Source organism: Microbacterium galbinum (genome assembly GCF_023091225.1).
Lineage (GTDB): Bacteria > Actinomycetota > Actinomycetes > Actinomycetales > Microbacteriaceae > Microbacterium > Microbacterium galbinum.
Map to the genome: position 1 here is coordinate 500782 of NZ_JAHWXM010000001.1, position 25625 is coordinate 526406.

Genomic DNA, 25625 nt, shown 5'->3' on the forward strand with positions numbered 1-25625 from the left:
CTCAGAAAGGGTCCCCCATGTCCGCACCACTCTCCGAAGCGAAATCGCTGTTCAAGTCGATCCGCATCACGCTCGCCGTCTCGGGCGTCCTCGCCCTCATCGCCGGCATCGTGCTGCTGGTCTGGCCCGTGAAGTCCGCCGTCGTCGTCACGGCGATCTTCGCCGCCTACCTCGTCGTCGCGGGTCTCGTCTACATCGGCCTCGGCATCTTCTCGGGCGCCCGCGGCGGCTGGTCGCGCGTCGGGCACATCCTCCTCGGCCTGCTCTACATCGTCGCCGGCATCATCGCCTTCGCGAACCTCGGCGCGGCCGCGGCTGCTCTCGCCTTCGTCGTCGTCATCTTCATCGGCATCAGCTGGATCGTCGACGGCGTGGTGGCCCTGAGCCTGCTCGGTCAGGACGGCTCGCGCGTGTGGACCCTCCTGTACGCGCTCCTCAGCATCGTGGCCGGGATCATCGTGCTGTTCTCGCCGCTCGTGGCCGGGTTCGCTTTCTGGCTGATCCTCGGCATCTCGCTCGTCGCGCTCGGCATCGTGCAGATCGTCCGGGCCATCACGCTCGGAAAGGACGCCAAGGAGTTCACGGCCGCCGTCCAGGAGGACGCCGCGCACTGACATCCGCACTGCAGATCGGCCCCGTGCTCCGAGGTGGAGCACGGGGCCGATTCGCGTGCGGGTGCTACTCGGCGACGAACGCGCTCACGTCGCCGACGAGGCGGGTGTTGTCGGCGGGGACGGGATCGACGGCCGCCTGAGCGACCTCGGCCGCGAACTCCGAGACGTTGTAGAGCTTGCCCGCGGATTCGCGACGCTCGGCGATCGCTCCGGGGTTCGCACGCTCGAGCAGCGTCGCCGTGATCGTGCCCTCGATCATGTCGCCGGAGACGACCGTGAAGCCGATGCCCTTCTCGGCGAGGCCGGGAATGAGCTCACGCAGCGCATCCTCGCCGGCGCGCTTCGACAGAGCGACCGGCTCGTACTCGGGCATGGTCGGGGTGGTACGGATGAAGTGCGCCTGGTGGCTCGTCACGAAGACCACGCGCGCGCCCTCGCCCAGGAGCGGTTCGGCTGCGCGGAGCACGTTGAGCTGCGCGTCGCGGTTGAGCGCGAGGGCGTAGTCCTCGGCCATGCCGGATTCCATGCCGCCGGAGGCGTTCAGCACGAGCACGTCGAGACGACCGTATTCGTTGGTGACGGCGTCGAACATCGCCGCGACCGACGCGGGGTCGGTCAGGTCGGCACCGACGACGAGCGCGCGGCGTCCGAGCTCGCGCAGCTCACCGGCGAGCTTCTCGGCGCGCGGGGCCTTGTTGCGGAAGTTGATGACGACATCCGCCCCGGCCTCCGCCAGGTAGCGCACGGTGTCGGCGCCGATCCCCCGCGACGAGCCGGTGACAAGGGCGACCTTGCCGTCGAGAGATCCTGCGGGAAGAACAGCGGTCACGGTGACTCCTCATGGTGCGTGAAACGCCGCGATGACGCGGCAACTCAGACTATCAAGAGCGCCCCGCGCCGCCCGATACGGCGTCGGGCCCCGTGATAGGTTGACCGCTAAGGAGGCCGCATGGACACCGTCTCGACTTTCGTACAGTTCATCGACCAATGGGCCTGGATCGGCTGGCTGGTCCTGATCGCCGCGTTCCTCGTGATCGAGATGCTCACGCTCGATTTCACGTTCCTGATGCTCAGCTTCGGCAGCGCCATCGGTCTGCTCACCGATCTGGTCGGCATCCCGGTCTGGGCGCAGGTGATCGTCGCCGCGGCAGCCGCGGCGCTGTTCATCCTCTTCCTGCGACCGCCGCTTCTCCGGCGGCTGCGGCGCGGCGAGGATCCGACCAAGTCGAACGTCGATGCTCTCCTCGACCTCCGGGGAACCGCACTCCACGACATCACGCAGATCTCCGGACAGGTCAAGCTCAGCAACGGCGACACCTGGACCGCTCGCTCCGCCACGCCCGTACCGATCCCCCAGGGATCGCCGATCGCCGTGACGGCGATCAACGGCGCCACCGCCATCGTCCGTCCCGTCAACGACTAGGAGACTCCGTGAACGACGCCTCGTTCATCCCCACCGCGATCCTCTGGATCCTCGCGATCGCGGTCATCATCTTCGTGGTGGTGACCGTCGCGCGTTCCATCCGCATCATTCCGCAGGCCACGGCCGGGGTCGTGGAACGGCTCGGCCGTTATCACAAGACCCTCACCCCCGGTCTGAACATCCTGGTGCCGTTCATCGACCGACTGCGCCCCCTGATCGACATGCGCGAGCAGGTCGTCTCTTTCCCGCCCCAGCCCGTGATCACCGAGGACAACCTGGTCGTCTCCATCGACACCGTCGTCTACTTCCAGGTGACGGATGCCCGGGCCGCGACCTACGAGATCGCGAACTACCTCGGCGCCGTCGAGCAGCTCACGACCACGACGCTCCGTAACGTCGTCGGTGGACTCAACCTCGAAGAGGCGCTCACGAGCCGCGACAACATCAACGGTCAGCTGCGCGTCGTCCTCGACGAGGCGACCGGCAAGTGGGGCATCCGCGTGGGCCGCGTCGAGCTGAAGGCGATCGATCCGCCCATCTCGATCCAGGACTCGATGGAGAAGCAGATGCGCGCCGAGCGTGACCGTCGCGCCGCGATCCTCACCGCTGAGGGAACGAAGCAGTCCGCGATCCTCGAGGCCGAAGGTGCACGTCAGGCCGAGATCCTCCGCGCGGAGGGCGACAAGCAGGCCGCGGTCCTGCGAGCGCAGGGTGAGGCGGAGGCCATTCAGAACGTCTTCACGGCGATCCACCAGGGCGCCCCCGACGACAAGCTGCTCGCCTACCAGTACCTGCAGATGCTGCCGAAGATCAGCGAAGGTCAGTCCAACAAGCTGTGGATCATCCCGAGCGAACTCACGGAAGCACTCAAGGGCATCGGCAGTGCGTTCACGCCGAAGCCCGGTCAGGCACCGACTCCCCCGCCGGGCGTGTGACGCACCCGTACTTCGCGAAGGCACGGCATCCCCGAGTCCTCGCCCACCGTGGTCTCGTGACCGCGGCGGGCGAGGACTCGGGCGTCTGGGAGAACACCGCCGCAGCCTTCGCCGCTGCGCACGCCGCCGGGGTGGAGTACGTCGAGACCGACTGCCAGGTAACGGCCGACGGCGACGTGGTGCTCTTCCACGACGCGACCCTCGAGCGGTTGACCGGCGGCGACCGCCGAGCAGTCCGGGAGGTGCGCACCCGCGACCTCGTCCGTCTCTTCGCCGATCACGGCGGCCTCCTCACGGTCGCCGAGGCCCTAGACCTGTTCCCGACCGTGCGCTTCAACATCGACGTGAAGACCGCCGCCGCGGCGGAGCCCCTCGGGCCGATCCTCGCCGATCACACGCATCGGACCCTCGTGACGAGCTTTTCCGATGCCCACCGGCGCGCGACCGTCGCCGCCGTCCTCCGCGCGGGCGCCGCGCTTCGCCCCGCGACATCGGGGGGAAGCCGAACCATCGCGACGGTGCGCGCGCTGTCCGTCCTGCGCCTCTCCCCCGCACGGGTGCTCCGCGACATCGACGCCCTGCAAATCCCCGAGCGGCAAGGGCCGTTGACCGTGCTCACTCCCGCGCTGCTCCGCGCCGCGCATGCTCGGGGCGTCGAGGTGCATGTGTGGACCGTGAACGATGCCGCGGAGATGAACCGACTCATCGCCCTCGGCGTCGATGGGATCGTCTCGGATCGCGCCGACCTCGCCCTCGACACGCTGTCGCCCTCATAACCTCCCGCGCTGGGATTCCGCTGTGAATAACGCCGAGTTTCCAGAGACGTGGATGAAGCGCACAGGCTGGAGCGTTATACCTGACAGCGACGAGAGGACCACACAATGGCAGATCGCAGCCTGCGCGGCATCCGACTCGGCGCCCAGAGCCTACAGAGCGAAGAGGGCGTCGTTTTCATGGAGCGCCGTGAGACCACCTATACCTGTGACACATGCGGCCACGTCACGAACCTGATGTTCGCGGCCGACGCCGAGCCGCCCCAGACCTGGGAATGCCGCTCCTGCGGTGCCGACGCCCGACTCAACGTCGACGGCCAGGCCGTGACGCTCGAGGCGACCGACGAAAAGGCCGCCCGCACCCACTGGGACATGCTGCTGGAGCGCCGCACGCGCGCCGAGCTCGAAGAACTGCTCGAGGAGCGCCTCGCCTTCATCCGCGCGCGCCGCGGAGCCGGTGAGGACCCGACGCGGGAGAAGATCGGGGCCTAAGCCCGACGAGCGCGCCACCACCCGAGAGCGAGCGCGCCCAGCCCACCCCAGAGCAGGATCTGCTGCACCCAGGGACCCAGCACCACACCCGCCGTGAGGCCGGAGCGGAGCTCGACATCTTCGAGCATCGCCCCGGCCTCATCTGCGTCCAGGCTCGTGATCGTCGACCCGTCCGGACGGATGATCTGGCTCGTACCCACCGTCGAGACGTTGACGACGCTGCGCCCGGTCTCGATCGCCCGCATCCGCGCGAACGCGAGCTGCTGCAGATTCTCGGCGGTCCCCCGGAAGTCCGCGTTGTTGGTCTGGAACACGAGGACCTCGGCGCCGCCCGTCACGCTCTCGTGAATGATGTCGTCGTAGATGACGTCGAAGCAGATCGCGAGACCGATGAGTGCGCCGTCGATGTCCATGATCGGCGGGTTGATCCCCGGGGTGTACTCGCGGCCGATGAGGCCGATCAGATCGGGGGCCAGGGCATAGTAGAAGTCGCGGTCGGGAACGTACTCGCCGAAGGGCACCGGATGCCGCTTGTCGTGGATCTGTTCTGCTCCCCCGGCATCCGTCCACAGCATCGACGTGTTCCAGTAGAGGTCGTTGCGGGCGGTCGCGGCGTTCGCGAGCACCGGCGCGTCGATCCGGGTCGAGACCAGCGTCAGCTGACGCGCGAGCGTCTCGTTCTGGAAGGGGTCGGTGTCGAGGCTGCCCTCCGGCCAGACGAGGAGGTCGACGTCTCCGCCGTACAGGGGCTCGGTGGCTTCGGTCTGCGCGCGGACCACGGCGAAGGGCGTACGCTCGTCGAAATACCCGGTCGGACCGTTTCCCTGTACGGCGGCGATGCGCATCTCACCCGCGGGAGCGGTCGGGAACTGCGGCGTCGCGAGCAGCACGACCGCGAGTGCTACGGGCACGAGCAGCGGCATCGGGCGCCGCCACAGCCTCAGCCGCACAGCCTCGATCAGCATCGCCACGACGAGAACCATCAGGAACCCGAGACCCCCGACGCCGAGCCACGACGACACCGGAGCGAGCGGGCTCTCGGCCTGACTCATCCCGATCCGTGCCCACGGGAAGCCGCCGTAGGGCCAGGAGCCGACGAAGACCTCCCTGCCGACCCAGAGGGCCGCGACGACGATCGGGAGCACCAGCATCCGCCCCCAGGCGCCGGGAAGCGCGCGAGCGATCCACCGGTAGGCGAGGGCGATCGGGATGAGGGCGAGAGCCGTCAGACCGCCCTCGAGGACGCTGAGAGCAGCCCAGGGAACCGGGCCCAGATACCTCGAGGTCCACGACACCAGAAGAGCGAAGAACAGGATGCCGTAGACCAGGCCGACCAGCAGCGCTCCGCCCGCGCGACGGCCGATCAACGCCAGCAGCAGCAGCGCGGTCGCCGGGAACGCGAGAACCCAGATCGCGGCCGCCGGGTAGGCGAGATTCATGAGCAGCGCCGCGGCGGCGGCCGCGATCGACGCCGCCCACAACGGCAGGAGCGGGCGCGGTCGAATCGTGCGTTCAGCCATGTTCACCCCGGTCACATCGAGGAGTAGGCGACGATGCCGCGGCGTACGCCGTCGAGCGCCGTGCGGGCCGTGCGGGCGAGCGCTCCGTCCTCGGCGACGATCGAGAGCTGGTCGAGGAGGTCGATCGTCTGTTTGGCCCAGCGGACGAAGTCGCCGGCCGCCATATCGGCATCGACGAGCACCCGATCCAGCATCCCGCCGCGAGCCCAGGAGTGCATCGCCCCGGCGAGGCCGGCGGCGAGCGGCTCGGAGCCGGGGAGGTGATGATCCTGTTCCAGATCATCGAGAACGGCCCACAGCGCCGTCGTCTTCTCGTATGCGGCACGGAACGCGCCGCGCGGAAGACCGCGCTCCCCCGAGTTCGCCTCATCGCGCCGCGGTTCGTAGACCAGGCAGCAGGCCATGGCCGCGAGCGAGGGTGCATCGAGGCCCGACCACAGCCCCTGGCGCAACGACTCGGCCACGAGCAGATCCCGCTCGCCGTAGATGCGCCGCATCGTGCGGCCCGCCTCGGTGAGCGTCATCTCGTCGCCGTCGGAGCGCAGGTAGTCGAGCGTCTCGAGCACCTCGACCACGCGGTCGAAGACACGGGCCACCGTTCCGGTACGGGTCTCGATCTGACGGCGGATGCGGTCGGTCTGACGCTTCAGCTTCCAGTAGCGCTCCGCCCACCGGGCGTGCGCTTCGCGATCCGGGCAACTGTGGCACGGGTGCCGCTGCATCTTCGTGCGGAGCTGCTGGATGCGCTTCAGCCGCTTGTCACGGGCCGAACGCGGGGCTCCCGAGTCCTGCCGGTTCTTCTTCTCGAGGTCGCTCAGCTCGCGACGGATCGTGGAGTACTCCACGAAATCACCGTGCTCGCACGACATCGACTTCTCGTAGCCCGCGAGCGACACCTCGGCCTCGCGCACCTGACGGGCGAGACCGACCACGGCGCGATCGGCCTGGAACTGCGCGAACGACGACTCGAGGATCTGGCGGGCCCGCGGCTTGCCGAACAGGTCGATGAGGTTCACGGCCATGTTGTACGTCGGCCGGAAGCTCGAGTTCAGCGGGTAGGTGCGCCGCGACGCGAGAGCGGCCACGGCCTGCGGATCCATGCCCTCGGTCCACTGCACCACCGCGTGGCCTTCGACGTCGATGCCGCGGCGCCCGGCGCGACCGGTGAGCTGCGTGTACTCCCCCGAGGTGATCGCGACGCGGGCTTCGCCGTTGAACTTCTCCATCTTCTCGAGCACGACGGTGCGCGCCGGCATGTTGATGCCGAGTGCGAGGGTCTCGGTCGCGAAGACGACCTTGACGAGCTTGCGCTGGTAGAGCTCTTCGACGACCTCCTTGAAGGCCGGCAGCAGGCCCGCGTGGTGCGAGGCCACGCCGCGCTCGAGATTGTCGAGCCACTCCCAGTAGCCGAGGACGCCGAGGTCCTCCTCCTGGAGCGTGCGGGTGCGCTCCTCGACGATCGCGCGGATCTCGGCGCGCTCCTCCTGCGACGTGAGGCGCATGCCCGAACGCCTCACCTGCGCGACGGCGGCATCGCAGCCGACGCGGCTGAAGATGAAGAAGATCGCCGGCAGCAGATTCGCGCGTTCGAGGAGGTGGATGACCTCCGGGCGATCGATCCGCTCGATACGGCGCGCATTCGACGGACGCACTGGCCGCTGCCCTCCGCGCGGTGGGCGCTTCGCCTGGCGACCGGCGTGGCGGTTGCTGACGTAGGACTGCGCACGACGGTTGTTGTCGTAGTTCGAGCCGGTGAACGAGCGGATGCGCATCAGCTCCTGGTTCACCTGCGCCGTGGCGACACCTGCGCGGTCATCGAACAGGGGCAGGAGATCATCGCGAACGAGCACATGTTGCTCCAGCGGGACGGGGCGGATCTCCGAGACGATCACTTCGGTGTCGCCGCGCACCGTGTCGAGCCAGTCGCCGAACTCCTCGGCGTTCGACACCGTGGCGCTCAGCGAGACGAGGCGCACCTGCGACGGCAGGTGGATGATGACCTCTTCCCACACGGCGCCGCGGAATCGGTCGGCGAGGTAGTGGACCTCGTCCATCACGACGTAGCGGAGATCCCGCAGCGCCGCCGAGTCGGCGTAGATCATGTTGCGCAGCACCTCGGTGGTCATCACCACGATGCGCGCGTTGCCGTTGATGTTGGTGTCGCCGGTGAGGAGCCCGACCTCGTCGGCGCCGTAGACGTCGACGAGCTCGCGGAACTTCTGGTTCGAGAGCGCCTTCATCGGGGTCGTGTAGAACGCTTTGTCGCGCGGCGTCTGCATCGCGAGATGGATCGCGAACTCGCCCACGATCGTCTTGCCGGCCCCGGTCGGTGCGGCGACCAGGACGCTGTTCCCGCGCTCGAGCGCGTGACAGCCCTCGATCTGGAACGGGTCGAGATCGAATCGCTGTCGCGCGGCGAACGCGGAGGTCTCCGGGTGCTCCGATGCCTGACGCGCGGCGGCGTATCGCTCCGCCGGCGAACTCATGCGGCGTCCGGCAGGAGGCCGGCGGCCGCATCCTGCTTGCGCTTGCGCCGGTCGAACAGCAGCGACAGACCGGCGGCCGCGAAGTACAGGACGATCAGGATGCCGGCGAGCATCAGCATGCTCACCACGTCGGCGGCCGGCGTCGCGAGGGCGGCGAAGACCGTGGCGATGATGATCGCGACGCGCCATCCCTTGAGGATCGCCCGCCCCGACATGATGCCCGCGAAGTTCAGTGCGACGAGGAAGACCGGCAGCACGAAGGAGACACCGATCACGAGCATAAGTTTGAAGATGAAGTCGTAGTAGTCCTGGGCGGCGTAGAAGTTGGTGCCGCCCTCCGGCGTGAAGCTCCACATCAGCTCGATGATGTGCGGCATGATCATGACGCCGAGGTAGCACCCGCCGAGGAACAGCGGAACGGCGGCAGCGACGAAGCCGATCGTGTAGCGCACCTCTTTGCGGGTGAGGCCGGGCATGATGAACGCCCAGATCTGCCACAGCCAGACCGGCGCGGAGGCGAAGAGACCGATCGACAGGGCGATGCGCATGCGCATGTCGAACGCGGAGGTCACGGTCGAGAAGTTGAGGGCGCTGAAGTCGTCGCCCCGCTTCTCGGTGATGAGACGGATCGGCCCGGTGATGAAGTGGATGATCGGATCCGCGACGATGAACGCCAGCACCATGCCGACGACCAGCGCGATGGCGGCGATCATCAGACGGCGGCGCAACTCGACGAGGTGCGCTCCGAGAGACATCCGCCGGTCGCGGTCCGGCTTCGCCTTCGCGGCCGGGTCCATCACTGCCACGAGCGGTCAGGCGCGCGGCGGAGTCTCAGGTTCTGAGCCCGAGTTCTTCACCGTGGTCGGGTCCACTGCCGCGTTCTCCGCGGCCGCCGGACCGTCTTCTTCCTTCATCGCCTTCATCTCTCCCTTGAAGACGCGGGCCGACTGGCCGACGCTCTTCGCGAGGGCGGGCAGCTTTGCCGCGCCGAAAAGGAGGAGGATCACGGCGAGCACGATCAGGAGGTGCCACCCCTGCAGTCCAGCAAACATCTCTAGTTCCCGTCGTCGGTGGGCGATTCGGCCAGTCTACCCGGCTGTGCTGTGGATGGGCGGTGGTAGAGCGCGAGTCCCGCAGACGCCCATTCCCGGGTCGCCGCGCGCGCGATGCCCGGCTCGAGCACCTCGAGCGCTCCCCCGAAACGGGCCGCGATGCGCTTGATACCGCGCGGATCTGCGAGGTGCAGGTGCGCCGTGACCACGCCATCGAGGGTCTCGACCTCATCCGCGGAGAGAAGCCCGCCCAGGAGCGGAGCGAGTCGTTCGGGAACGCGCACGGTGACCTCGCGGTCGTCCGCCACCTCGGCGAAGGCCTCGGGGACGTGCTCGCCCGCGTGCGTGATCGGGATGTCGGTCAGCTGCGGGCGGCTCACCCGGTCGAGGTGGAAGGTGCGCATCGCCTGACGCAGATGACACCATCCCTGCAGATACCACTGGCCATTGGTGATCAGGATCTGCACCGGATCGACCGTGCGCGTGGTCGGCTGCGCGTCGGGCGCCTGATAGGTGAACGAGATCGCGCGCCCCTCTTGCACCCCACGGGACACCGCCTCGCGCACCTCATCGACCGCCGTGGGCGCGATGACCACCTCGGCGGGAGCGTCGGCCGCTCCTCGGGAGAGCTTCGAGATGAGACCGGCGACGAGCCCCGAGTCCGAGACCGCGGGCACCGCAGCGACCATCTGCAGCCCGGCGAGCAGTGCTGCGGCTTCGCGCGCCGTGAACCGCGGCACCCGGCGCAGCGCGACGTCGTTCGTGATCTCGATGACGTCTTCCTGGTCGAGCAGGTCCCAGTTGATGTCGAACATCTCCTGCGGCTGCTGCCAGAAACCGGCTTCGCCGGGAAGGCCGATGACGGTCAGCTTCTCGACCATCGCCCGCATCTCGCGCGGGGTCACGCCGAACTCCGCGGATGCCTCGGCCAGGGAGACCTGTCCGTGTTCGAGAAGGTACGGCACGAGGGTCAGGTACAGACGCACCCGATCACCGGCGAGCAACGGCTTCTTCGCACTCATCGTCGGACCTCCCGCTCGGCGTGGGTCTCGGCGACCGCGCGGAGACGCGACACCACCGCGTCGCGGAGCTCGTCGGGCTCGACCACACGGACCTCTGGGCCGTACGAGGCGAGCTCGTCGGCGAGGATGTGGACATCGACGAAGGGGACGCGGATGCCCTGGACCGCCGGGACCGCCCTCCGCCCGAGCCGCAGAGACGCCTCGGTACCCGGAGTGATCTCGAGCAGAGCGGAGTTCTGGGACGCCACCTCCTCGAGTCCCGCGAGCGCGCGGTCACCCGCTCCGTCCCGCAGAACGGGGTCGAAGGTCGTCGCCGTCACCGTCACATCCCCGACGATGCGGCTGAGCAGGAACGTACGGTCGCCCGCGGCGTCGATGTCGATGCCGAACACGTGCCAGCGCGCCTCGTAGTCCACCAGCGCGAGCGGCTGGACCCGGCGACGACGAGGAGCATCCTCCCCCGGCTTCAGGTAGTCGAAAGCGACGACTCGGCTCTTCTCGATCGCCTCCTGGAGCGGACCGAACGCGGCATCCCGCGCCGTGATGCGCGGCGCGAACCCGATGATCGGCTCGTCACCGTCGATCCCGAGGGCGCGGATCTTCCGAACACCGGACTGCGCGTCGCCCGATGCGGATTCCGCGCTCCACACGCTGCCCGCGAGACGCAGCACGGCGAGTTCGGCGGGCGTGAAGTCGATGTCGCTCGGCAGGTCGTACTCCGCCTGCGGAATCCGGTAGCGCGCCTCACGCAGATCGTTCGGGTCTGCGGCGTCGCCGATCGTCTCGACCGGCACACCGAGCGAGCGGAGTTCGTCCTTGTCGCGCTCGAACATCTTCTCGAGGGCATCCGACCGCGTTCCGGCATCCGCGCGCTGGCGGTACCCGGAGACGTTGTCGAGGATCTGCTGCTTCGTGAGCCCGATCTCCGTCGCCATGAGAGCCACGACGAGATTCGTCAGGCGCTCCTCGGCGGGAATACGGGCGGCCATCACGGAGTCGGTACCGGACCGGCACCCAGGATGTCGACGACGAACACCATGGCCTCGGTCTGCTCGGTCTTCGGCGCCACCACGAGCACCTGCGAGCCGACCGTCTGGCCGATCAGCGCCTCGGCGATCGGGGGCGCGATCTGAGGCAGATCCAGCGAGACGGCGTCGCCCCACGTGGTGCGGACGATCTTCTTGTCGTCCCAGTTGAGCGCGGTGAAGTTCACCACTGGCGTCTGGCCCTCGACCAGCTTCTCGCCGTCCCCGGCGATGAGCGTCTGCACGGCCTGCGAGGTCGGAGCAGCCGTGTCGGGGATGATCACGCCGGGAGTTCCGTCGGGGGCGCGGACCACGGTCGGCATGCCGCGTGCGTCGTTGAACTGCAGTGCGCCCTCCGCCTTGGGGAGGAACACGTCGAGCACATCGATGACGAAGACCATGTTGTCGTCGGCGTCGAGGCCGAGTGCCTCCGGAGCACCGGGCGCATCGTCGGGGGTCAGTGCCGAGACGATGCGCGATCCGCCCGTGGCGCACTCGAGGGCGTCGGAGAGCCCCGGGAACTGGGCGGACCAGTTGGCGATCGTGGAGACCTGCGTCGCGCTCGGGTCGTACGTGGTTTCGGTGACGAACTCGCCACTGTCTCCGCTGTAGAGCGAGAGTTCGAGCAGCATCGGCTGCTGCGCGCTCTCGACGGCCCGCCCGTCACCCACGATGACATCGGTGAATGCGGACTTCTCGAGGTGCAGGGGCGAGAAGATGCTCACATCCGGCTTGGCGCCGAGATCGCCCTCGACGGTCACCGCATCGGCGAGACCGCTCGAGCCGCCGGAGCGGTCGCACGCGGCGCCATCGAAGGTCGGAGCAGCCGTGCACCCCGTCAGAGCGAGGACGGCGAGGCTGAGAGTGGCCAGAACGGCGGACGTTTTACGCACGCCCTCCAGTCTATTCGGTCGGGTGCTCCGATTCGCGCGATGCCGTCGCGATGCGCGCGCCCTCGGCGGCGCGCGCAGCCTCGCGGGCGCGCTTGCGCAGGTTCTTGTCGGTGATCTCGCGATCGCCGACGGCACCGGGGGTCCACTGCTCCACGTCGTCGTCGCCGTAGCTGGACTTCGAGGCGCGTCGCTTCACGGAGGGTGCGACCGTGCCCGGAGCCAGACGACGCGCGGTCAGCAGGAAGCCGGTGTGCGCGACCATCCGGTGATCGGGACGCACCGCGAGGCCCTCGACGTGCCAGCCGCGCACCATCGTCTCCGACGCGTCCGGATCCGTGAACAGTCCGGTGTTGCGGATGTACTCCGCGACGCGCGAGAGCTGCGTGGCGGTCGCGATGTAGCAGAGCACCACTCCCCCGGGCGTGAGCGCGTCGGCGACGACGTCGATGCACTCCCACGGGGCCAGCATGTCGAGCACGACGCGATCGACGGATCCGGCGGGGAGCTCGGAGGGCAGCTGCTCGACGAGATCGCCGACGACGACGCTCCAGGTGTCCGGCTGCTCGCCGAAGAACGTCGCGACGTTGCCGCGGGCGACTTCGGCGAAGTCCTCTCGCCGCTCGAACGATACGAGCCTGCCCGCCGGCCCCACCGCACGAAGCAGCGACAGCGACAGGGCACCCGATCCCACTCCGGCCTCGACCACCGTCGCTCCGGGGAAGACATCGGCCTGCATGACGATCTGGGCGGCATCCTTCGGATAGACGATCGCCGCGCCACGGGGCATCGACATCGCGAAGTCCTTCAGCAGCGGGCGCAGCGCGAGATACTCGTGGCCCGAGCTGTTCACGGCCACCGATCCGTCGGGCAGGCCGATGAGATCGCGGTGGCGCAGCACCCCGTGGTGGGTGTGCAGCTCGCCGTCCTCCCGGAGGGTGACGGTGTGCAGTCGGCCCTTGGGACCCGTGAGCTGGACGCGGTCGCCCTCGCGGAACGGGCCGCTCGGACGGTGCGTACCGGAGGCGGTCATCGGGTGGCTCCCGTCGTGGCGGAATGGCGGTCGAGGAGGTCGACCAGGTCGTGTGCGGTGCGGCCGTCGAGCGTCGGCCAGAGCTCGTGCGCACCGAGGTCGTCGAGCGGCACGATGTGCGGGACCCCGAGGGTCACGGCGCCGGAGGCGATCCCGGCACGGACACCGGTCGGCGAGTCCTCGATCACGATGGCTTCGGTGATGTCGATGTCGAGCAGGGCGGCGGCCTGCAGGTACGGCTCCGGGTGCGGCTTCGGGTTGTCGACGTCGTCGCCGGCGACGACCAGATCGAAGGCCGGGAAGTCGATGAGATCGACGACGCTCAGCGCCATCCGTCGCAGCGACATCGTCACGAGCGCGGTCGTGATCCCTGCCTGCTTCAGGTCGAGCAGGAGCTCGCGTGCGCCGGGGCGGAAGGGCACTCCCTCGGTGCGCAGAAGGTTCTGCACCTCATCGGTCAGATGGGCGACGATCGCCTCGGCCTCCATGCGCACGCCCGCGTTCTGCAGGATGATCGCGCTGTCGATCAGTCCGCTGCCGACCAGCTGCAGCGCGTCCTCGTGCGTCCACGTCCCGCCGAAGGACTCGACGAGCCGGGTCTCGGCCGCCATCCAGTACGGCTCGGTATCGACGACTGTTCCATCCATGTCCCAGAGGACCGCGCGGGGCTGTGTGCTCACCGAGCCATGTTATCCGGCGCAGGACCCGTCTTCCTCCGAGCGCGACTAGCCTGGGGAGACGACACCGTCACTCGATCGAAAGGGGATCACGATGGATGTTCTCGGTTCGCGCATCGTGATCGTCGCCTTCGACGGCTGGAACGACGCGGGTGAAGCGGCCAGCGGCGCCGTCGCGGCCCTGCGCGCCACGAGCGAGTACGACCTCGTGCACACCGTCGACCCCGAGCTCTACTTCGACTACCAGTACACGCGTCCGTCGACCCAGCTCGACACCGAGGGTCGTCGGCGCCTGAAGTGGCCGGAAGCGACGCTGTGGCGTCCGCGCGACGCGGGCGAGGGGCCCGAGTTCTGGCTGCTCACCGGAGTCGAACCGGCTCGCACGTGGCAGTCTTTCGCCGCCGAGTTCATCGACGTCGCGCTGCGCGACGACGTGAGCGGCTTCATCATGCTCGGCGCGATGCTCGCCGATGTGCCGCACTCCCGGCCGATCTCGATCTTCGCGGCCAGCCAGAACGAGCAGGCGCGCGAGGAGCTCGGACTCGAGAAGTCCCTCTACGAGGGCCCCGTCGGCATCCTGAGCGTCATCGAGCACTACGCCGAGTCGGCCGGCATCCCGACGGCCACGCTGTGGGCGAGCGTGCCGCACTACGTCGCGAACGCGACGCCGTCGCCGAAGGTCACCCTCGCCCTGCTCGATCGCCTCGAAGAGCTCACCGGGGTGTCGGTGCCGCGCGATGCACTGCGCACGGAAGCCGCCGCGTGGGAGGCATCCATCGATGCGGCCGCGGCGGACGACGAGGAGATGACCGAGTACATCCGCCAGCTCGAGCGCACCCGCGACACATGGGACTCGCCGGAGGCATCGGGCGATGCGATCGCCCAGGAGTTCGAGAAGTACCTGCGTCGACGCGGTGACGGTCCGGGCGACCACAAGCGCTGAGCGCGTCCGCGCTCAGGCGGCGATCGCTCCGGTGCCGAGCAGGACCAGGATCACCGTGCCCAGCAGGATGCGGTAGATCACGAACGGCAGGAAGCTGCGCTTCGAGATCCAGCTCATGAAGAACGCGATGACCCCGAGGGCGACGACGAAGGCGATACCGGTGGCCGCCAGCGTGTCGCCGAGCGAGAAGAACGCCGGTTCGTTCCAGCTCTTCGCCAGCTGGTAGAAGCCGCTGCCGAAGACGGCGGGGATCGCCAGGAGGAACGCGTAGCGGGCCGCCGCGGCGCGCTCGTAGCCGAGGAAGAGCCCCATCGTGATCGTGCCGCCCGAGCGCGAGACGCCCGGGACGAGGGCGAGGGCCTGTGCGAATCCGTAGGCGACGCCGTGCGGGTAGGTGAGCTGGTTGAGCGTGCGCTTCTTCGCTCCGACATGATCGGCGATGCCGAGCAGGATGCCGAACACGATCAGCATGATCGCGACCACCCAGAGCGAGCGGAACACGCTCTCGATCTGATCCTGGAAGAACAGGCCCAGGATGACGATCGGGATGCTGCCGATGATGATCATCCAGCCCATCCGCGCGTCGGGATCGGTGCGCGGGGCCTTGCCGACGAGCGACCGGAACCACTGCGTGACGATGCGGACGATGTCGCGCCAGAAGAACACCACCACGGCCGCCTCGGTGCCGATCTGGGTGATCGCCGTGAACGCCGCACCCGGGTCCTCGCCCGAGGGCAGGAACGAGCCGACGATGCGCAGGTGGGCGCTGGAGGAGATCGGCAGGAACTCGGTCAGCCCCTGGACGATACCGAGGATGAGCGCTTCGAAGAGATGCATGGGGGCCTTCAGGGTCGACGGCGGCACGGAGCCGGCGGGAGCGCTCAGTACGTGCGCAGCAGATCGGCCAGCACCCGCTGACCGAAGACAAGCGAGTCTACGGGCACACGCTCGTCGACTCCGTGGAACATGCCTGTGAAATCGAGATCGGCGGGCAGCCGGAGCGGCGCGAACCCGTATCCGGTGATCCCGAGGGTCGACAGCGCCTTGTTGTCGGTTCCGGCCCCCAGCAGATACGGGATGACGGGCACACCGGGGTCGTGCCGACCGATGCTCGCGACCATGGCCTCGACGAGCTCGCCCTCGAACGGGGTCTCCATACCGATGTCACGGACCACGGTCTCGATCACGATGTCGTCGCCGACGATCTGCTGGAGCTCGGCCAGCACCTGGTCCTCGGTGCCGGGGATCACCCGCACGTCGATGAGCGCTTCGGCGCGCTCAGGGATGACGTTGTGCTTGTACCCGGCGGTGAGGCCGGTGGGATTCGTCGTCGTCCGGAACGACGATCGCAGGAACGCCTCGGCGGGACCGGCGGCCGATGCCAGGGCGTCCGGATCGTCGGCGCTCCGCCCGGTGAGTGCGCTCAGTCCCTCGAGGAGCGCGGTGGTGGTCGGCGTGAGCCGGATCGGCCAGCGCGTGCGACCGATCGCCGCGACGGCCTCGGCCAGCGCCGTGATCGCGTTGTCGTCGTGCAGACGACTGCCGTGGCCCGCCCGTCCCTTCGCGACCAGCCGGATCCAGATCAGCGCCTTCTCGCCCACCTGCAACAGGTAGGCCCGACGGTCGTCGACCGTGATCGAGTATCCGCCGACCTCGCTGATCGCGGTCGCCGCACCGGCGAACCATTCGGGGCGGTCGCGCACGACGAGCGCCGATCCCTCGACGCCGCCGTTCTCCTCGTCGGCGAAGAACGCGAGGACGAGGTCGCGCGCCGGCATCTCGCCCGCGCGGAGGATGTCGGCGACGGCCGTGAGGATCATCGCGTTCATGTTCTTCATGTCCACGGCGCCGCGCCCCCACAGCATCCCGTCCTGCACGATCCCGGCGAAGGGATCGACCGTCCAGTCCTCCGCCATGGCGGGGACCACGTCGAGGTGCCCGTGCACGACGAGCGCCGGCAGCGAGCGGTCGCGACCCGGCACCCGTGCCATCACGTTCGTGCGGCGCGGGACGGGCTCGTAGTACTCGACCTCGAGCCCGAGTTCTGCCAGGTACGCACCCACGTACTCCGCAGCCTCACGCTCCCCCTTCGCGTTGCCGCCGCCGAAGTTCGAGGTGTCGAAGCGGATCAGCTCGCTCGCGATGCGCGCGACCTCGGGAAGGGAGGGTTCGGTCATGCGAACCAGGCTATCGAAAGCGCGTGCCACGCCCGGGCGTCACGCCCGATTCGAGGCCGACCCCAGAAGGTGGTAATGTCATTCTTCGGTCGGCAACGATCATCCAAAACCTGCGCGGGTGGCGGAATGGTAGACGCGCTACGTTGAGGTCGTAGTGCCCGTAAGGGCGTGGGGGTTCAAGTCCCCCTCCGCGCACAGATGGCCCCGGTGGATCCCCTGGATCCGCCGGGGCTTTTTGCTTGCCCCCTCGCGCCGTCCGTGGGCGAATACGAAAGCGCGCTGCGCCGCATATCCGGCGATGTACACGACGGCGTCGACCGTGATCTTCGCTGTGATCACGGGAATCCCCGCGTCGACGAGGAGTGCGACACCGACGTACCCGACCGCGAGCAGCACCGCGGCGAGTCCCGCGTAGCGCACGAGCTGTCGTCGGAGAAACCCTCCCTCGCCCGCGCGGAACACCACGGCGCGGTTGAGCAGGAAGTTCACGGCGGCGCTCAGCACGCGTGCGCCGACCATGGACGGCAGCAACATCCCGGAAGCGGCATACAGCAGGTGCAGCGCGGCCACGTCGAGGACGAACGACCCGAACGAGACGAGGACGTAGCGCAGGAGCGGACGCAGGACCGCCAGCGAGTCCCGGACCGGTCGGAAGTGCGATGAGGCGTTACCGTCGAGGTAGACGGTCGCGATCTCGATCTCGCGGATCGGCACGCGACGCCGCGCGAAGTCGAGGAGCACGTTCATCTCCCAGGCGAAGCGCTCTCCCGTCACCGCCAGCACCTCGGGGATGCGGACGGCGGGGATGCCGCGCAGACCCGTCTGTGTGTCGTGCACACGCACTCCCCCGACCGTGCGGAAGAGCGTGCGGGAGACGGCGTTGCCGAAGCGGCTGCGCACGGGTACATCGCCGGTGAATCGGCGTCCACCCAGGACGACAGCGTCCCCCTGCGCGGTCGCCGCGCCGACCGCAGCGATGTCGTCCGGGCGATGCTGTCCATCGCTGTCGGCCGTGACGACGTCTTCCCCCGGCCAGCGACGCGCGATATGCGCGAGTCCTGTCCGCAGCGCGGTCGCTTTCCCGACGTTCTCGGGCTCGTGCAGCACCTCGACCCCGCGATCCTCGACGCGACGGAACAGCTCGGCGTAGGCCTCCCCGCTGCCGTCGTCGACGACGATCATCCGATGCCCTGCGGTATGCAGTGCCTCGACCAGTTCGACCATCCGCTCATCCGGCTCGTACGCCGGGATCAGGACGATCACGAGCCGCTCCCCGCGATGTAGAGGATGTCGCTCGTTCCGCGCTCGCCGCCGTTGGACGGCTGGTTGACGACCTCGCCGTCGAAGTACAGGGTGGACGATCCTCCGCCATCGAGGTTGTAAGCCGTCGTTGCGCCGAGCGACACCATGATGTCGGCGAGCTCCGTCATGGTGACCCCGCGACTGTAGCCCTCATCGCGCCCATCGACGACGACGAAGACGAGGTGGTTGTCGTCGATCACGCCGACGGCGGTGCGCGGCTGCTCGCCCTGGATCGAGTGATTGCCGAAGTTCGTGTCGACCTCGACGTCCTCGATGCCGGCGAGTACCGATCCGTCCTCGACGATCGCCGGCCCGAAGGACAGGGTGTTCCAGACACCGTCGGCGATGAGCTCATCCGCGGTGGTCGCGGTCTCGTCGTACACCTCGACGTGCCCGTCCTGGTAGAAGGCCAGCCCGTCGCGCGCTCCGTCATCGCGGTAGACGACCCCGTTGCGGATGACGATGCCGGTGTCACGGAACCCGTAGTAGTCGCCGTTGATCGCGAAGATCGCGTCGTGGTCCGCTGCGATGGAGCTCGTCGTCTCGGTGATGTTCGTCCCGTACGCATCACCGGCGAAAGCGGAGCGCAGCGCCGTCGCATCCGTCAGCGTGACATCGGCCACGTAGTACGTGACCGTGTCGGTGCCGGATCCGGTGGTGACGGTCGACAGCGTGATGCCGGCCTGATCGGAGGTGTACGAGGTGTCGGTCGTCTCACCGTTGGTCGTCGTCGTGACCGCGTCATCCGTCGTGCTCTGCGCCGCCTCGTAGGACGAGACGTCACTGATCGCGACGTGTTCGATGAGGTAGCGATCCGCGGCCCAGATTCCCCCGCCGCCGAGGGCGAGTGCGGCGACGACGGCGGAGGCGATGACCGGGCGTCGGCCTCGGCGTCGACGCGGGCGGGAAGGGGTGTCGTGTGCGGTGTCCATGCTCCAGGAGTACGGCTCGCGCCTATCGGCATTCTTTCCGGAATCTCGGCGAAGCCGGTCGTTCCGCTATGGGTCCTCGATGAGCACGCACATTCGTCATCCGCGCATAGACGAGACATAGAGAGCGCATAGACGCGAACGCCTGAATGGTCGGACACGTTCCCCACAGACTCAGGAGTCCCCATGGCCAGCATCGTCATGATCGCCGCCGACCTCGTCGCCATCGCGATCCTCGCCCTCGGCATCTACTTCACCCGACACCGTCGCCGCGACCTCCTCGTCGCGTTCGTCGGCGTCAACGTCGGTGTGCTCGCCGTCGCCGTCGTGCTCTCGGGAGCGACGGTAGCGCTGGGCCTCGGACTGGGGCTGTTCGGCGTGCTGTCGATCATCCGCCTGCGCTCCTCGGAGATCTCGCAGCGCGAGGTCGCCTACTATTTCGCCTCGCTCGCCCTCGGACTGATCGCGGGACTCTCCACGGATGTGTCCCCGACGGCCCTCGGCCTGATGGCGCTCATCATCGTCGCGCTGTACGTCGCCGACCACCCGCGGGCCCTCGCGCGCTCGCGGCACCTCACGATCTCCGTCGACCGCGCGTACACCGACGAGCACGCGCTCGCGTCGCACCTGGAGCGCGTGCTCGGCGGTCCCGTGAGGCAGCTCACGGTGCTGCAGATCGATCTGGTCAACGACACGACGCTCGTCGATGTGCGCTACCGCGCATCCGCGTCCGTCGAGGTCGGCGCCGCGCTGAGCGGAGCCCGCCGATGACTCCCCCGACGCTCGCCCCCATCGGACTGGACGAACTCGTGGCCGAGGCCGCCCTCCTCACCCGTGTGGATCGCAAGTACGTGCTCTCGTCGGTGGAGGCAGAGACGGTGCTGGCCGCGCTGCCGCGCGACACCAGGGTGCTGACGATCGACGGCCGAACGGCATTCGCCTACGAGTCGCACTACTTCGACACGCCCGACCTGCTCAGCTACCGCCTGGCCGCGCTGGGCCGGCGCCGCCGCTTCAAACTGCGCACGCGCAGTTACGTCGACACCGCCGACGCCTTCCTCGAGCTGAAGACCCGCGGGGCCCGCAGCACGACGGTCAAGGAACGCATCGATTACGACTTCGACGCGCGCGATGCGCTCAGCCCCGACGGGCTCGCGTACGCCTCCGAGGGTCTCCGCCCTCTCGGGCTCGCCGACGCCTCCGAGCTCGAACTGCAGGCGACCCTCGCGACGCGCTATCAGCGGACGACGCTCCTGGCGCCCGACGGCGGCGGCCGCGCCACGGTCGATGCCGCACTCGCGTGGGAGCTCGCCGACGGAACCCGTATGCGCACCCCGGGCCTCGTCATCATCGAGACGAAGTCCGGGCTGCGCACCGGCGATCTCGATCGGCTGCTGTGGCGCCACGACATCCGCCCCTCGAGCATCAGCAAATACGGCACCGGCCTCGCCGCGATGCGCCCCGACCTGCCCTCGAACAAGTGGACGCGCGTACTCCGGCGCAGCGTCCTGCCCGCGGCGACCGCCGCCTGACCCGCGAAAGAGAGTGACCATCATGAACACGAAGAACCGAATCCTGCTCGCCGCCGCTCCCTTCGCCGTCGCCGGCGTCGTGCTCGCAGGCTGCACCGCGACGACCGCGACCTCGGCCGAGTCGAGGACCACCGAGGCCGCGGCGACCGTTCAGGACGTGGATGCGACGCTGACCGCCGAACAGGTGCTCGCCGACGACGAGGATGCGACGACGGTCGACGCCGCAGAGGCGGAGGGATCGTCGGCGACCGTCACGCTGGACGGGGACACCGCGACGATCGACGGCGACGGCGTGACCGTCGAGGGGTCGACCGTCACGATCACCGCCGGGGGCACGTACACGCTCACCGGCTCACTCGACGGGGCGGTCGTGGTCGATGCCCCGGAGGACGCGGTCGTGGCGATCACCCTCGACGACGCGTCGATCACGAACACCGCCGGATCCGCTCTCTCGATCCTCAGCGCCGACGACGTCGCGATCGTGCTGGCGGACGGCAGCGCCAACAGCGTGTCGGACGCCTCGTCGTACGCCGACGATGCCGAGGCGAACGCCGCTCTCTACAGCGATGCCGATCTGACGATCAGCGGCGGCGGATCGCTCACGGTCCAGGGGAACGGCAACGACGGCATCACCAGCAAGGACGACCTCAAGGTACTCAGCGGCACTCTCACCGTCACCGCCGCCGACGACGGCTTGCGCGGCAGGGACTCGCTGACGATCGAGGGCGGCGACATCACCGTGACGGCCGGCGGTGACGGACTCACGAGCGATCAGACCGACGACGCGACGCGCGGCTACCTCTGGGTGTCCGGAGGCGAGATCTCGGTGACGAGCGCCGGCGACGGGCTTTCGGCGGCCACCGACCTCGTGGTCACCGGTGGAGACATCTCCGTCGCGAGCGGCGGCGGTTCCGCCGACTCCCCGAGCGAAGACGTCTCCTCGAAGGCGCTCAAGGGCGGCGTCTACGTCGTGGTCGAAGGAGGGACGGTCCACGCGGATGCCGCGGACGATGCCGTGCACTCGAACGGCGCGGTGCACATCAATGCGGGAACGCTGACTCTCGCCACGGGCGATGACGGCATCCACGCCGACACCGCTCTGTTCATCGACGGAGGCGAGACCGAGATCACCCGCTCGTACGAGGGACTGGAGAGCGCGCAGATCACGATCGACGCGGGCACCGTGTTCGTCACCGCCTCGGACGACGGGCTCAACGCCTCATCGGGGAGCGGTGAGAGCATGCAGGACAGCGGCGAGATGATCACCATCAACGGTGGCGACGTCACGGTCGATGCCGAGGGCGACGGGTTCGACTCGAACGGCTCGGCGACCATGACCGGGGGCACTCTCACGGTGTGGGGCCCGACCGGGAACGGGAATGGAGCGATCGATGTGAACGGCTCGTTCGACGTCTCCGGGGGCACGCTTCTCGCTGCCGGCAGCGCGGGCATGGCGATGGCACCGACGACCGACTCCGCTCAGGGATGGGTGTTCGCCTCGGTATCGGGTGCGGTGGGATCCACCGTGCAGATCGTGTCGGACGGCACGGTGGTCGCCGAGTACACCGCCTCGAAGGCCTTCGCCACGGTCGTGTACTCGGGTGCCGGGATCGTGAGCGGCGACAGCTACGACGTGGTCGTCGATGGATCCACGACCACCGTGACGGCCGGAGAGGGCGGCACGAGTGGGATGGGCGGCCAGCCCGGAGGCGGTCAGGGCGGTGGGATGCCCGGCGGCGACGCTCCGACCCGTGGCGCCCAGGGCGACGGCGACGCGTCCTAGACCGCGCCCACGCCGAACAGCAGACCGAGCAGATAGGTGATCGCCGCGGCGCCGAACCCGATCGCCAGTTGGCGCAGGGCCCGGCGCAGCGGCGGTCCTCCCGAGAGGATGCCGACCATGGCACCCGTGCTCAGCAGCGCGATGCCCACCAGCACGAGCGCGACGATAACGGCTGCGGCACCCTGCAGACCGAAGATCCACGGGAGCACGGGAATGATCGCTCCGGAGGCGAACAACAGGAAGCTCGAGATCGCAGCGGTCCAGTCGCTGCCGACGACCTCGCTCACGTCGCCGTGGGTGCGAATGGGCCCGGTCGCCGTGCGCCGCACCCCCGCCTGGGCCGCCGTCACGATGCGGCGCGCCTTCGCGAGGGCCTCCTCGGGGTCCGCGCCGCGGGCGCGGTACACCAGGGCGAGTTCGTTCTCGTCGATGTCGAGATCGTGAGCGGATGCCGCGGCATCCTCGTTCGCCTCGGTCGCCGCGAGGAGCTCGCGCTGGGACCGCACGGAGACGAACTCCCCCGCCCCCATCGACAGCGCGCCCGCGAGGAGACCGGCGATCCCGCTGAAGAGCACGAACCCGGAACTGACTCCGGTCGCCCCGATGCCCAGCACCAGCGCGAGGTTGCTGACGAGTCCGTCGTTGGCACCGAACACCGCGGCTCGGAACGACCCCGACAGACGGCGGCGACCACGGGCGGCGAGACCGCGCACCACCTCGGAGTGCACCTTCTCGTCGGCACGCATGGCCGGAGTCGCATACTGCTCCGCGTCATAGGGCGACCGCGCCTCGGCGCTCTGCGCGAGCGCGAGGACGAAGATCGAGCCGAAGCGCCCGGCCATCCATCCCAGCAGCCGCGAGCGGACTCCGGCGCGGGGCAGGCGAGCCGGTTCCCCGCCGAGGAGGTCGAGCCAGTGCTGCTCGTGGCGCCGTTCGGCATCGGCGAGGCGCAGCAGGATGTCGCGCTCCTCCCCCGTCCGGCGCGCCGCGAGACGCTGATACACCGTTCCCTCGGCGCGCTCCTCCACGAGGTAGCGCGCCCAGCGGCGACGGTCGGCGGCCGTGGGTTCGGCGGCGAGCGGAGCGGTCATGTCTGACTCCTCGGGTGCGTGGACAACCGTTCCACGCTATCCGCGGGAAGGCGTGCGAACGCAGCCGACGCCGGGATTGCCAGCATTTCGGGGATCCGAAGCGCTCAGGAGCGTACGCGCTTGCGGAGGATCTCGATCCGGGACTGCAACTGGGTGACGGTGGCCTGCGCGACCGCCGGCCCCCCGCAGATCCGGCGCAGCTCGGCGTGCACCGCGCCGTGCGGTTCGCCCTTCTGCCGCGCGTAGAGACCGACCAGGCTGTTGAGGAGCTGACGCTGCTCCTTGAGGGTGCGGTGCAGAGGCGGCGGGAGGGTCGTCGTCTCGGTCGGGCCGGCCGAGGCTTCACGCGCCTCGCGCAGCCGCGATTGCCGGGACTGCCGCTGCATGAGCAGCTCGTGCACGTGCTCGGGCTCGAGGAGGCCGGGGAACCCGATGAACTCCTCTTCTTCGGGGGTGCCGGGCTCGGCCAACTGCCCGAACTCCTGGCCTTCGAACACGACACGGTCGAAGTGAGCGACGGACGACAGCGCCTGATAGCTGAACTCCTGAGTGAGCGCGTCGGAGGTCTCCTCCTCGCGGTTGGCGCTCTCGAGCAGGGAGTCCTCGAGGCCGTCGTCGTCCTTCGACTGCCGGTCGAGCGCGTGGTCGCGCTGCTTGTCCATCTCGTTCGCGAGGCCCATGAGCACGGGCACCTGCGGGAGGAAGACGCTGGCCGCCTCGCCCCGACGACGCGCGCGCACGAATCGACCGATCGCCTGCGCGAAGAACAGCGGCGTCGACGACGAGGTCGCATACACGCCGACCGCGAGGCGCGGCACGTCGACGCCCTCCGACACCATCCGGACGGCCACCATCCAGCGCTGGTCGCCCGCGCTGAACTTCTCGATGCGCTCCGAGGCGGTGGCGTCGTCGGAGAGCACGATCGTCGCCTGCTGGCCGGTGATGCTGTGCAGGATCTTGGCGTAGGCACGGGCGACCGTCTGATCGGTCGCGAGCACCAGACCACCCGCATCCGGCACGTGGTGACGGATCTCGGTGAGGCGGCGATCGGCGGCGGAGAGCACCGCCGGCATCCACTCGCCCTCGGGATCGAGCGCCGTGCGCCAGGCCTGCGAGGTGACGTCCTTGGTGTTGTCCTGCCCGAGGTGCGTCTCGAGCTCGTCGCCCGACGTCGTGCGCCAGCGCATCTTGCCCGCGTACATGTGGAAGAGCACGGGACGCACGACACCGTCGGCGAGGGCGCGGCCGTAGCCGTAGTTGTAGTCGGTGCGAGAGATGCGCGCGCCGGATTCGTCGGGGTGGTACTCCACGAACGGGATCGGTGCGGTGTCGCTGCGGAACGGCGTGCCGGAGAGCAGGAGCCGCCGCTTCGCGGGGCCGTAGGCGTCGCGGATCGCGTCGCCCCAGCTGAGCGCGTCGCCGCCATGGTGCACCTCGTCGAGGATCACCAGCGTCTTGGCGTCTTCGGTCAGGTGCCGGTGCACGGACGACTTCGCCGCGACCTGCGCGTAGGTCACGACCGCTCCGTGATAGTGCCGTGCCGGCGCCCAGTCGCTGTTGCGGAAGCGCGGATCGAGACGGATGTGCACCCGTGCCGCGGCATCGGCCCACTGCGTCTTGAGGTGCTCGGTGGGGGCGACGACGATGATGCGATTGACCTCGCCCGTGCGCATGAGTTCGACCGCGAGGGTGAGGGCGAAGGTGGTCTTTCCGGCGCCCGGCGTCGCGGCCACGAGGAAGTCCCTCTGGTCGGCGGCGAAGTACTGTTCGAGCGCCTCCTGCTGCCAGGCGCGCAGCTTGTTCGCGGTTCCCCAGGGGGCGCGCTGTGGGAAGGACGGAGAGAGCATCGGCTCAACGATAATCGCTCCGTCGGACATCGGCGCGCGCCCCTCCCCGACGCGCCCGGCGGAGTAGGCTCGGTCACTG

At 68.9% G+C, this 25625-nt stretch carries 24 protein-coding genes, 1 tRNA gene and 1 pseudogene; 10 read left to right on the top strand and 16 right to left on the bottom strand.

The genetic code is table 11. The features are described 5' to 3' along the window. Nucleotides 1-17: 17 nt before the first annotated feature. The gene (locus tag KZC52_RS02495; RefSeq protein ID WP_247622488.1) at nt 18-614 is read left to right on the top strand and encodes an HdeD family acid-resistance protein; all 597 of its coding nucleotides are present in this window, start codon (nt 18-20) and stop codon (nt 612-614) included. A gap of 64 nt (nt 615-678) precedes the next feature. On the opposite strand, the gene KZC52_RS02500 is transcribed toward KZC52_RS02495, so the two are convergent. Then, a complete protein-coding gene (locus KZC52_RS02500; RefSeq protein WP_247622489.1) occupies nt 679-1443 on the bottom strand; it encodes an SDR family oxidoreductase in 765 nt (254 codons plus the stop codon). A gap of 120 nt (nt 1444-1563) precedes the next feature. Here KZC52_RS02500 and KZC52_RS02505 point away from each other — a divergent pair, with 120 nt between their 5' ends. The 4 genes from KZC52_RS02505 (at nt 1564) to KZC52_RS02520 (ending at nt 4237) form a co-directional block, all read left to right on the top strand. After that, nucleotides 1564-2037, top strand: coding sequence for an NfeD family protein (locus KZC52_RS02505; RefSeq protein ID WP_247622490.1), 474 nt, complete (start codon nt 1564-1566; stop codon nt 2035-2037). 8 nt (nt 2038-2045) lie between these two features. Beyond that, nucleotides 2046-2972, top strand: coding sequence for an SPFH domain-containing protein (locus KZC52_RS02510; RefSeq protein ID WP_247622491.1), 927 nt, complete (start codon nt 2046-2048; stop codon nt 2970-2972). Beyond that, nucleotides 2969-3748, top strand: coding sequence for a glycerophosphodiester phosphodiesterase family protein (locus tag KZC52_RS02515; protein WP_247622492.1), 780 nt, complete (start codon nt 2969-2971; stop codon nt 3746-3748). Before KZC52_RS02510 ends, KZC52_RS02515 begins: the two co-directional genes overlap by 4 nt. A 105-nt stretch (nt 3749-3853) precedes the next feature. After that, a complete protein-coding gene (locus tag KZC52_RS02520) occupies nt 3854-4237 on the top strand; it encodes an RNA polymerase-binding protein RbpA (RefSeq protein WP_247622493.1) in 384 nt (127 codons plus the stop codon). Here the strand turns inward: KZC52_RS02520 and lnt are convergent. Genes lnt through KZC52_RS02565 form a run of 9 tightly spaced genes read right to left on the bottom strand, consistent with a single transcriptional unit; the run spans nt 4234 to nt 13945 of the window. Next, the gene (gene lnt, locus KZC52_RS02525; protein ID WP_247622494.1) at nt 4234-5757 is read right to left on the bottom strand and encodes an apolipoprotein N-acyltransferase; all 1524 of its coding nucleotides are present in this window, start codon (nt 5755-5757) and stop codon (nt 4234-4236) included. The genes KZC52_RS02520 and lnt overlap by 4 nt on opposite strands. A gap of 11 nt (nt 5758-5768) precedes the next feature. Further along, nucleotides 5769-8243 (bottom strand): DEAD/DEAH box helicase, encoded by a 2475-nt coding sequence (locus KZC52_RS02530; RefSeq protein ID WP_247622495.1) that lies wholly within the window; start codon nt 8241-8243, stop codon nt 5769-5771. Further along, a complete protein-coding gene (gene tatC, locus KZC52_RS02535) occupies nt 8240-8998 on the bottom strand; it encodes a twin-arginine translocase subunit TatC (RefSeq protein WP_247624692.1) in 759 nt (252 codons plus the stop codon). Before tatC ends, KZC52_RS02530 begins: the two co-directional genes overlap by 4 nt. A gap of 57 nt (nt 8999-9055) precedes the next feature. Then, complete coding sequence (gene tatA, locus KZC52_RS02540; protein WP_247622496.1) at nt 9056-9295, bottom strand: twin-arginine translocase TatA/TatE family subunit; 240 nt, start codon at nt 9293-9295, stop codon at nt 9056-9058. Nucleotides 9296-9297: 2 nt separating this feature from the next. Next, nucleotides 9298-10317, bottom strand: a complete 1020-nt coding sequence (locus tag KZC52_RS02545) for a helix-turn-helix transcriptional regulator (protein ID WP_247622497.1) — start codon at nt 10315-10317, stop codon at nt 9298-9300. Continuing rightward, complete coding sequence (locus tag KZC52_RS02550) at nt 10314-11306, bottom strand: helix-turn-helix transcriptional regulator (RefSeq protein ID WP_247622498.1); 993 nt, start codon at nt 11304-11306, stop codon at nt 10314-10316. The genes KZC52_RS02545 and KZC52_RS02550 overlap by 4 nt, the downstream gene beginning before the upstream one ends. Further along, on the bottom strand, nt 11306-12235 hold the full coding sequence (locus KZC52_RS02555) for an FKBP-type peptidyl-prolyl cis-trans isomerase (protein ID WP_247622499.1): 930 nt from the start codon (nt 12233-12235) through the stop codon (nt 11306-11308). The genes KZC52_RS02550 and KZC52_RS02555 overlap by 1 nt, the downstream gene beginning before the upstream one ends. A gap of 10 nt (nt 12236-12245) precedes the next feature. Continuing rightward, nucleotides 12246-13265 carry a tRNA (adenine-N1)-methyltransferase gene (locus KZC52_RS02560; protein WP_247622500.1) on the bottom strand — a complete coding sequence of 340 codons (1020 nt, stop codon included), beginning with the start codon at nt 13263-13265 and terminating at the stop codon, nt 12246-12248. After that, nucleotides 13262-13945: an HAD family hydrolase gene (locus tag KZC52_RS02565; protein ID WP_282185351.1), complete on the bottom strand. Its 684-nt coding sequence runs from the start codon at nt 13943-13945 to the stop codon at nt 13262-13264. Before KZC52_RS02565 ends, KZC52_RS02560 begins: the two co-directional genes overlap by 4 nt. A 91-nt stretch (nt 13946-14036) precedes the next feature. On the opposite strand from KZC52_RS02565, the gene KZC52_RS02570 reads away from it, so the two are divergent. Continuing rightward, a complete protein-coding gene (locus KZC52_RS02570) occupies nt 14037-14885 on the top strand; it encodes a PAC2 family protein (protein ID WP_247622501.1) in 849 nt (282 codons plus the stop codon). A 12-nt stretch (nt 14886-14897) separates the two neighbouring features. Here the strand turns inward: KZC52_RS02570 and KZC52_RS02575 are convergent, their stop codons facing one another. Both KZC52_RS02575 and KZC52_RS02580 read right to left on the bottom strand, forming a co-directional pair. Further along, on the bottom strand, nt 14898-15722 hold the full coding sequence (locus tag KZC52_RS02575; RefSeq protein ID WP_247622502.1) for an undecaprenyl-diphosphate phosphatase: 825 nt from the start codon (nt 15720-15722) through the stop codon (nt 14898-14900). Nucleotides 15723-15766: 44 nt separating this feature from the next. Beyond that, nucleotides 15767-17062, bottom strand: coding sequence for a M20/M25/M40 family metallo-hydrolase (locus KZC52_RS02580; RefSeq protein ID WP_247622503.1), 1296 nt, complete (start codon nt 17060-17062; stop codon nt 15767-15769). 112 nt (nt 17063-17174) lie between these two features. Here KZC52_RS02580 and KZC52_RS02585 point away from each other — a divergent pair. Continuing rightward, nucleotides 17175-17257 (top strand) — tRNA-Leu (locus KZC52_RS02585). Nucleotides 17258-17386: 129 nt separating this feature from the next. On the opposite strand, the pseudogene KZC52_RS17635 reads toward KZC52_RS02585, so the two are convergent. After that, nucleotides 17387-18286, bottom strand: a pseudogene (locus KZC52_RS17635) (glycosyltransferase); the annotation flags it as partial. A 35-nt stretch (nt 18287-18321) separates the two neighbouring features. Beyond that, nucleotides 18322-19296 carry a phosphodiester glycosidase family protein gene (locus KZC52_RS02600; protein WP_247622506.1) on the bottom strand — a complete coding sequence of 325 codons (975 nt, stop codon included), beginning with the start codon at nt 19294-19296 and terminating at the stop codon, nt 18322-18324. 183 nt (nt 19297-19479) lie between these two features. Between KZC52_RS02600 and KZC52_RS02605 the strand changes: the two genes are divergently transcribed. The 3 genes from KZC52_RS02605 to KZC52_RS02615 are packed head-to-tail and all read left to right on the top strand — an operon-like array spanning nt 19480 to nt 22608. Then, nucleotides 19480-20064 carry a DUF4956 domain-containing protein gene (locus KZC52_RS02605; RefSeq protein ID WP_247622507.1) on the top strand — a complete coding sequence of 195 codons (585 nt, stop codon included), beginning with the start codon at nt 19480-19482 and terminating at the stop codon, nt 20062-20064. Beyond that, nucleotides 20061-20825 carry a polyphosphate polymerase domain-containing protein gene (locus KZC52_RS02610; RefSeq protein WP_247622508.1) on the top strand — a complete coding sequence of 255 codons (765 nt, stop codon included), beginning with the start codon at nt 20061-20063 and terminating at the stop codon, nt 20823-20825. The genes KZC52_RS02605 and KZC52_RS02610 overlap by 4 nt, the downstream gene beginning before the upstream one ends. A 22-nt stretch (nt 20826-20847) precedes the next feature. After that, nucleotides 20848-22608 (top strand): carbohydrate-binding domain-containing protein, encoded by a 1761-nt coding sequence (locus KZC52_RS02615; protein WP_247622509.1) that lies wholly within the window; start codon nt 20848-20850, stop codon nt 22606-22608. Here the strand turns inward: KZC52_RS02615 and KZC52_RS02620 are convergent. Beyond that, nucleotides 22605-23699 carry a VIT1/CCC1 transporter family protein gene (locus KZC52_RS02620; protein WP_247622510.1) on the bottom strand — a complete coding sequence of 365 codons (1095 nt, stop codon included), beginning with the start codon at nt 23697-23699 and terminating at the stop codon, nt 22605-22607. The genes KZC52_RS02615 and KZC52_RS02620 overlap by 4 nt on opposite strands. A 104-nt stretch (nt 23700-23803) precedes the next feature. Further along, entirely contained in the window at nt 23804-25546 is a 1743-nt protein-coding gene (locus KZC52_RS02625) for a DEAD/DEAH box helicase (protein WP_247622511.1), read from the bottom strand. Between the last annotated feature and the right edge of the window lie 79 nt (nt 25547-25625).

What these genes read in the sequence shown, in the direction of transcription:
- KZC52_RS02625 (WP_247622511.1), bottom strand. Translation starts at nt 25,546, where the DNA reads ATGCTCTCTCCGTCCTTCCCACAGCGCGCCCCCTGGGGAACCGCGAAC.
- tatA (WP_247622496.1), bottom strand. Translation starts at nt 9,295, where the DNA reads ATGTTTGCTGGACTGCAGGGGTGGCACCTCCTGATCGTGCTCGCCGTG.
- KZC52_RS02530 (WP_247622495.1), bottom strand. Translation starts at nt 8,243, where the DNA reads ATGAGTTCGCCGGCGGAGCGATACGCCGCCGCGCGTCAGGCATCGGAG.
- KZC52_RS02495 (WP_247622488.1), top strand. Translation starts at nt 18, where the DNA reads ATGTCCGCACCACTCTCCGAAGCGAAATCGCTGTTCAAGTCGATCCGC.
- tatC (WP_247624692.1), bottom strand. Translation starts at nt 8,998, where the DNA reads ATGTCTCTCGGAGCGCACCTCGTCGAGTTGCGCCGCCGTCTGATGATC.
- KZC52_RS02575 (WP_247622502.1), bottom strand. Translation starts at nt 15,722, where the DNA reads ATGCATCTCTTCGAAGCGCTCATCCTCGGTATCGTCCAGGGGCTGACC.
- KZC52_RS02545 (WP_247622497.1), bottom strand. Translation starts at nt 10,317, where the DNA reads ATGAGTGCGAAGAAGCCGTTGCTCGCCGGTGATCGGGTGCGTCTGTAC.
- KZC52_RS02605 (WP_247622507.1), top strand. Translation starts at nt 19,480, where the DNA reads ATGGCCAGCATCGTCATGATCGCCGCCGACCTCGTCGCCATCGCGATC.
- KZC52_RS02620 (WP_247622510.1), bottom strand. Translation starts at nt 23,699, where the DNA reads ATGACCGCTCCGCTCGCCGCCGAACCCACGGCCGCCGACCGTCGCCGC.
- KZC52_RS02570 (WP_247622501.1), top strand. Translation starts at nt 14,037, where the DNA reads ATGGATGTTCTCGGTTCGCGCATCGTGATCGTCGCCTTCGACGGCTGG.
- KZC52_RS02520 (WP_247622493.1), top strand. Translation starts at nt 3,854, where the DNA reads ATGGCAGATCGCAGCCTGCGCGGCATCCGACTCGGCGCCCAGAGCCTA.
- KZC52_RS02560 (WP_247622500.1), bottom strand. Translation starts at nt 13,265, where the DNA reads ATGACCGCCTCCGGTACGCACCGTCCGAGCGGCCCGTTCCGCGAGGGC.
- KZC52_RS02615 (WP_247622509.1), top strand. Translation starts at nt 20,848, where the DNA reads ATGAACACGAAGAACCGAATCCTGCTCGCCGCCGCTCCCTTCGCCGTC.
- KZC52_RS02505 (WP_247622490.1), top strand. Translation starts at nt 1,564, where the DNA reads ATGGACACCGTCTCGACTTTCGTACAGTTCATCGACCAATGGGCCTGG.
- KZC52_RS02580 (WP_247622503.1), bottom strand. Translation starts at nt 17,062, where the DNA reads ATGACCGAACCCTCCCTTCCCGAGGTCGCGCGCATCGCGAGCGAGCTG.
- KZC52_RS02550 (WP_247622498.1), bottom strand. Translation starts at nt 11,306, where the DNA reads ATGGCCGCCCGTATTCCCGCCGAGGAGCGCCTGACGAATCTCGTCGTG.
- lnt (WP_247622494.1), bottom strand. Translation starts at nt 5,757, where the DNA reads ATGGCTGAACGCACGATTCGACCGCGCCCGCTCCTGCCGTTGTGGGCG.
- KZC52_RS02610 (WP_247622508.1), top strand. Translation starts at nt 20,061, where the DNA reads ATGACTCCCCCGACGCTCGCCCCCATCGGACTGGACGAACTCGTGGCC.
- KZC52_RS02600 (WP_247622506.1), bottom strand. Translation starts at nt 19,296, where the DNA reads ATGGACACCGCACACGACACCCCTTCCCGCCCGCGTCGACGCCGAGGC.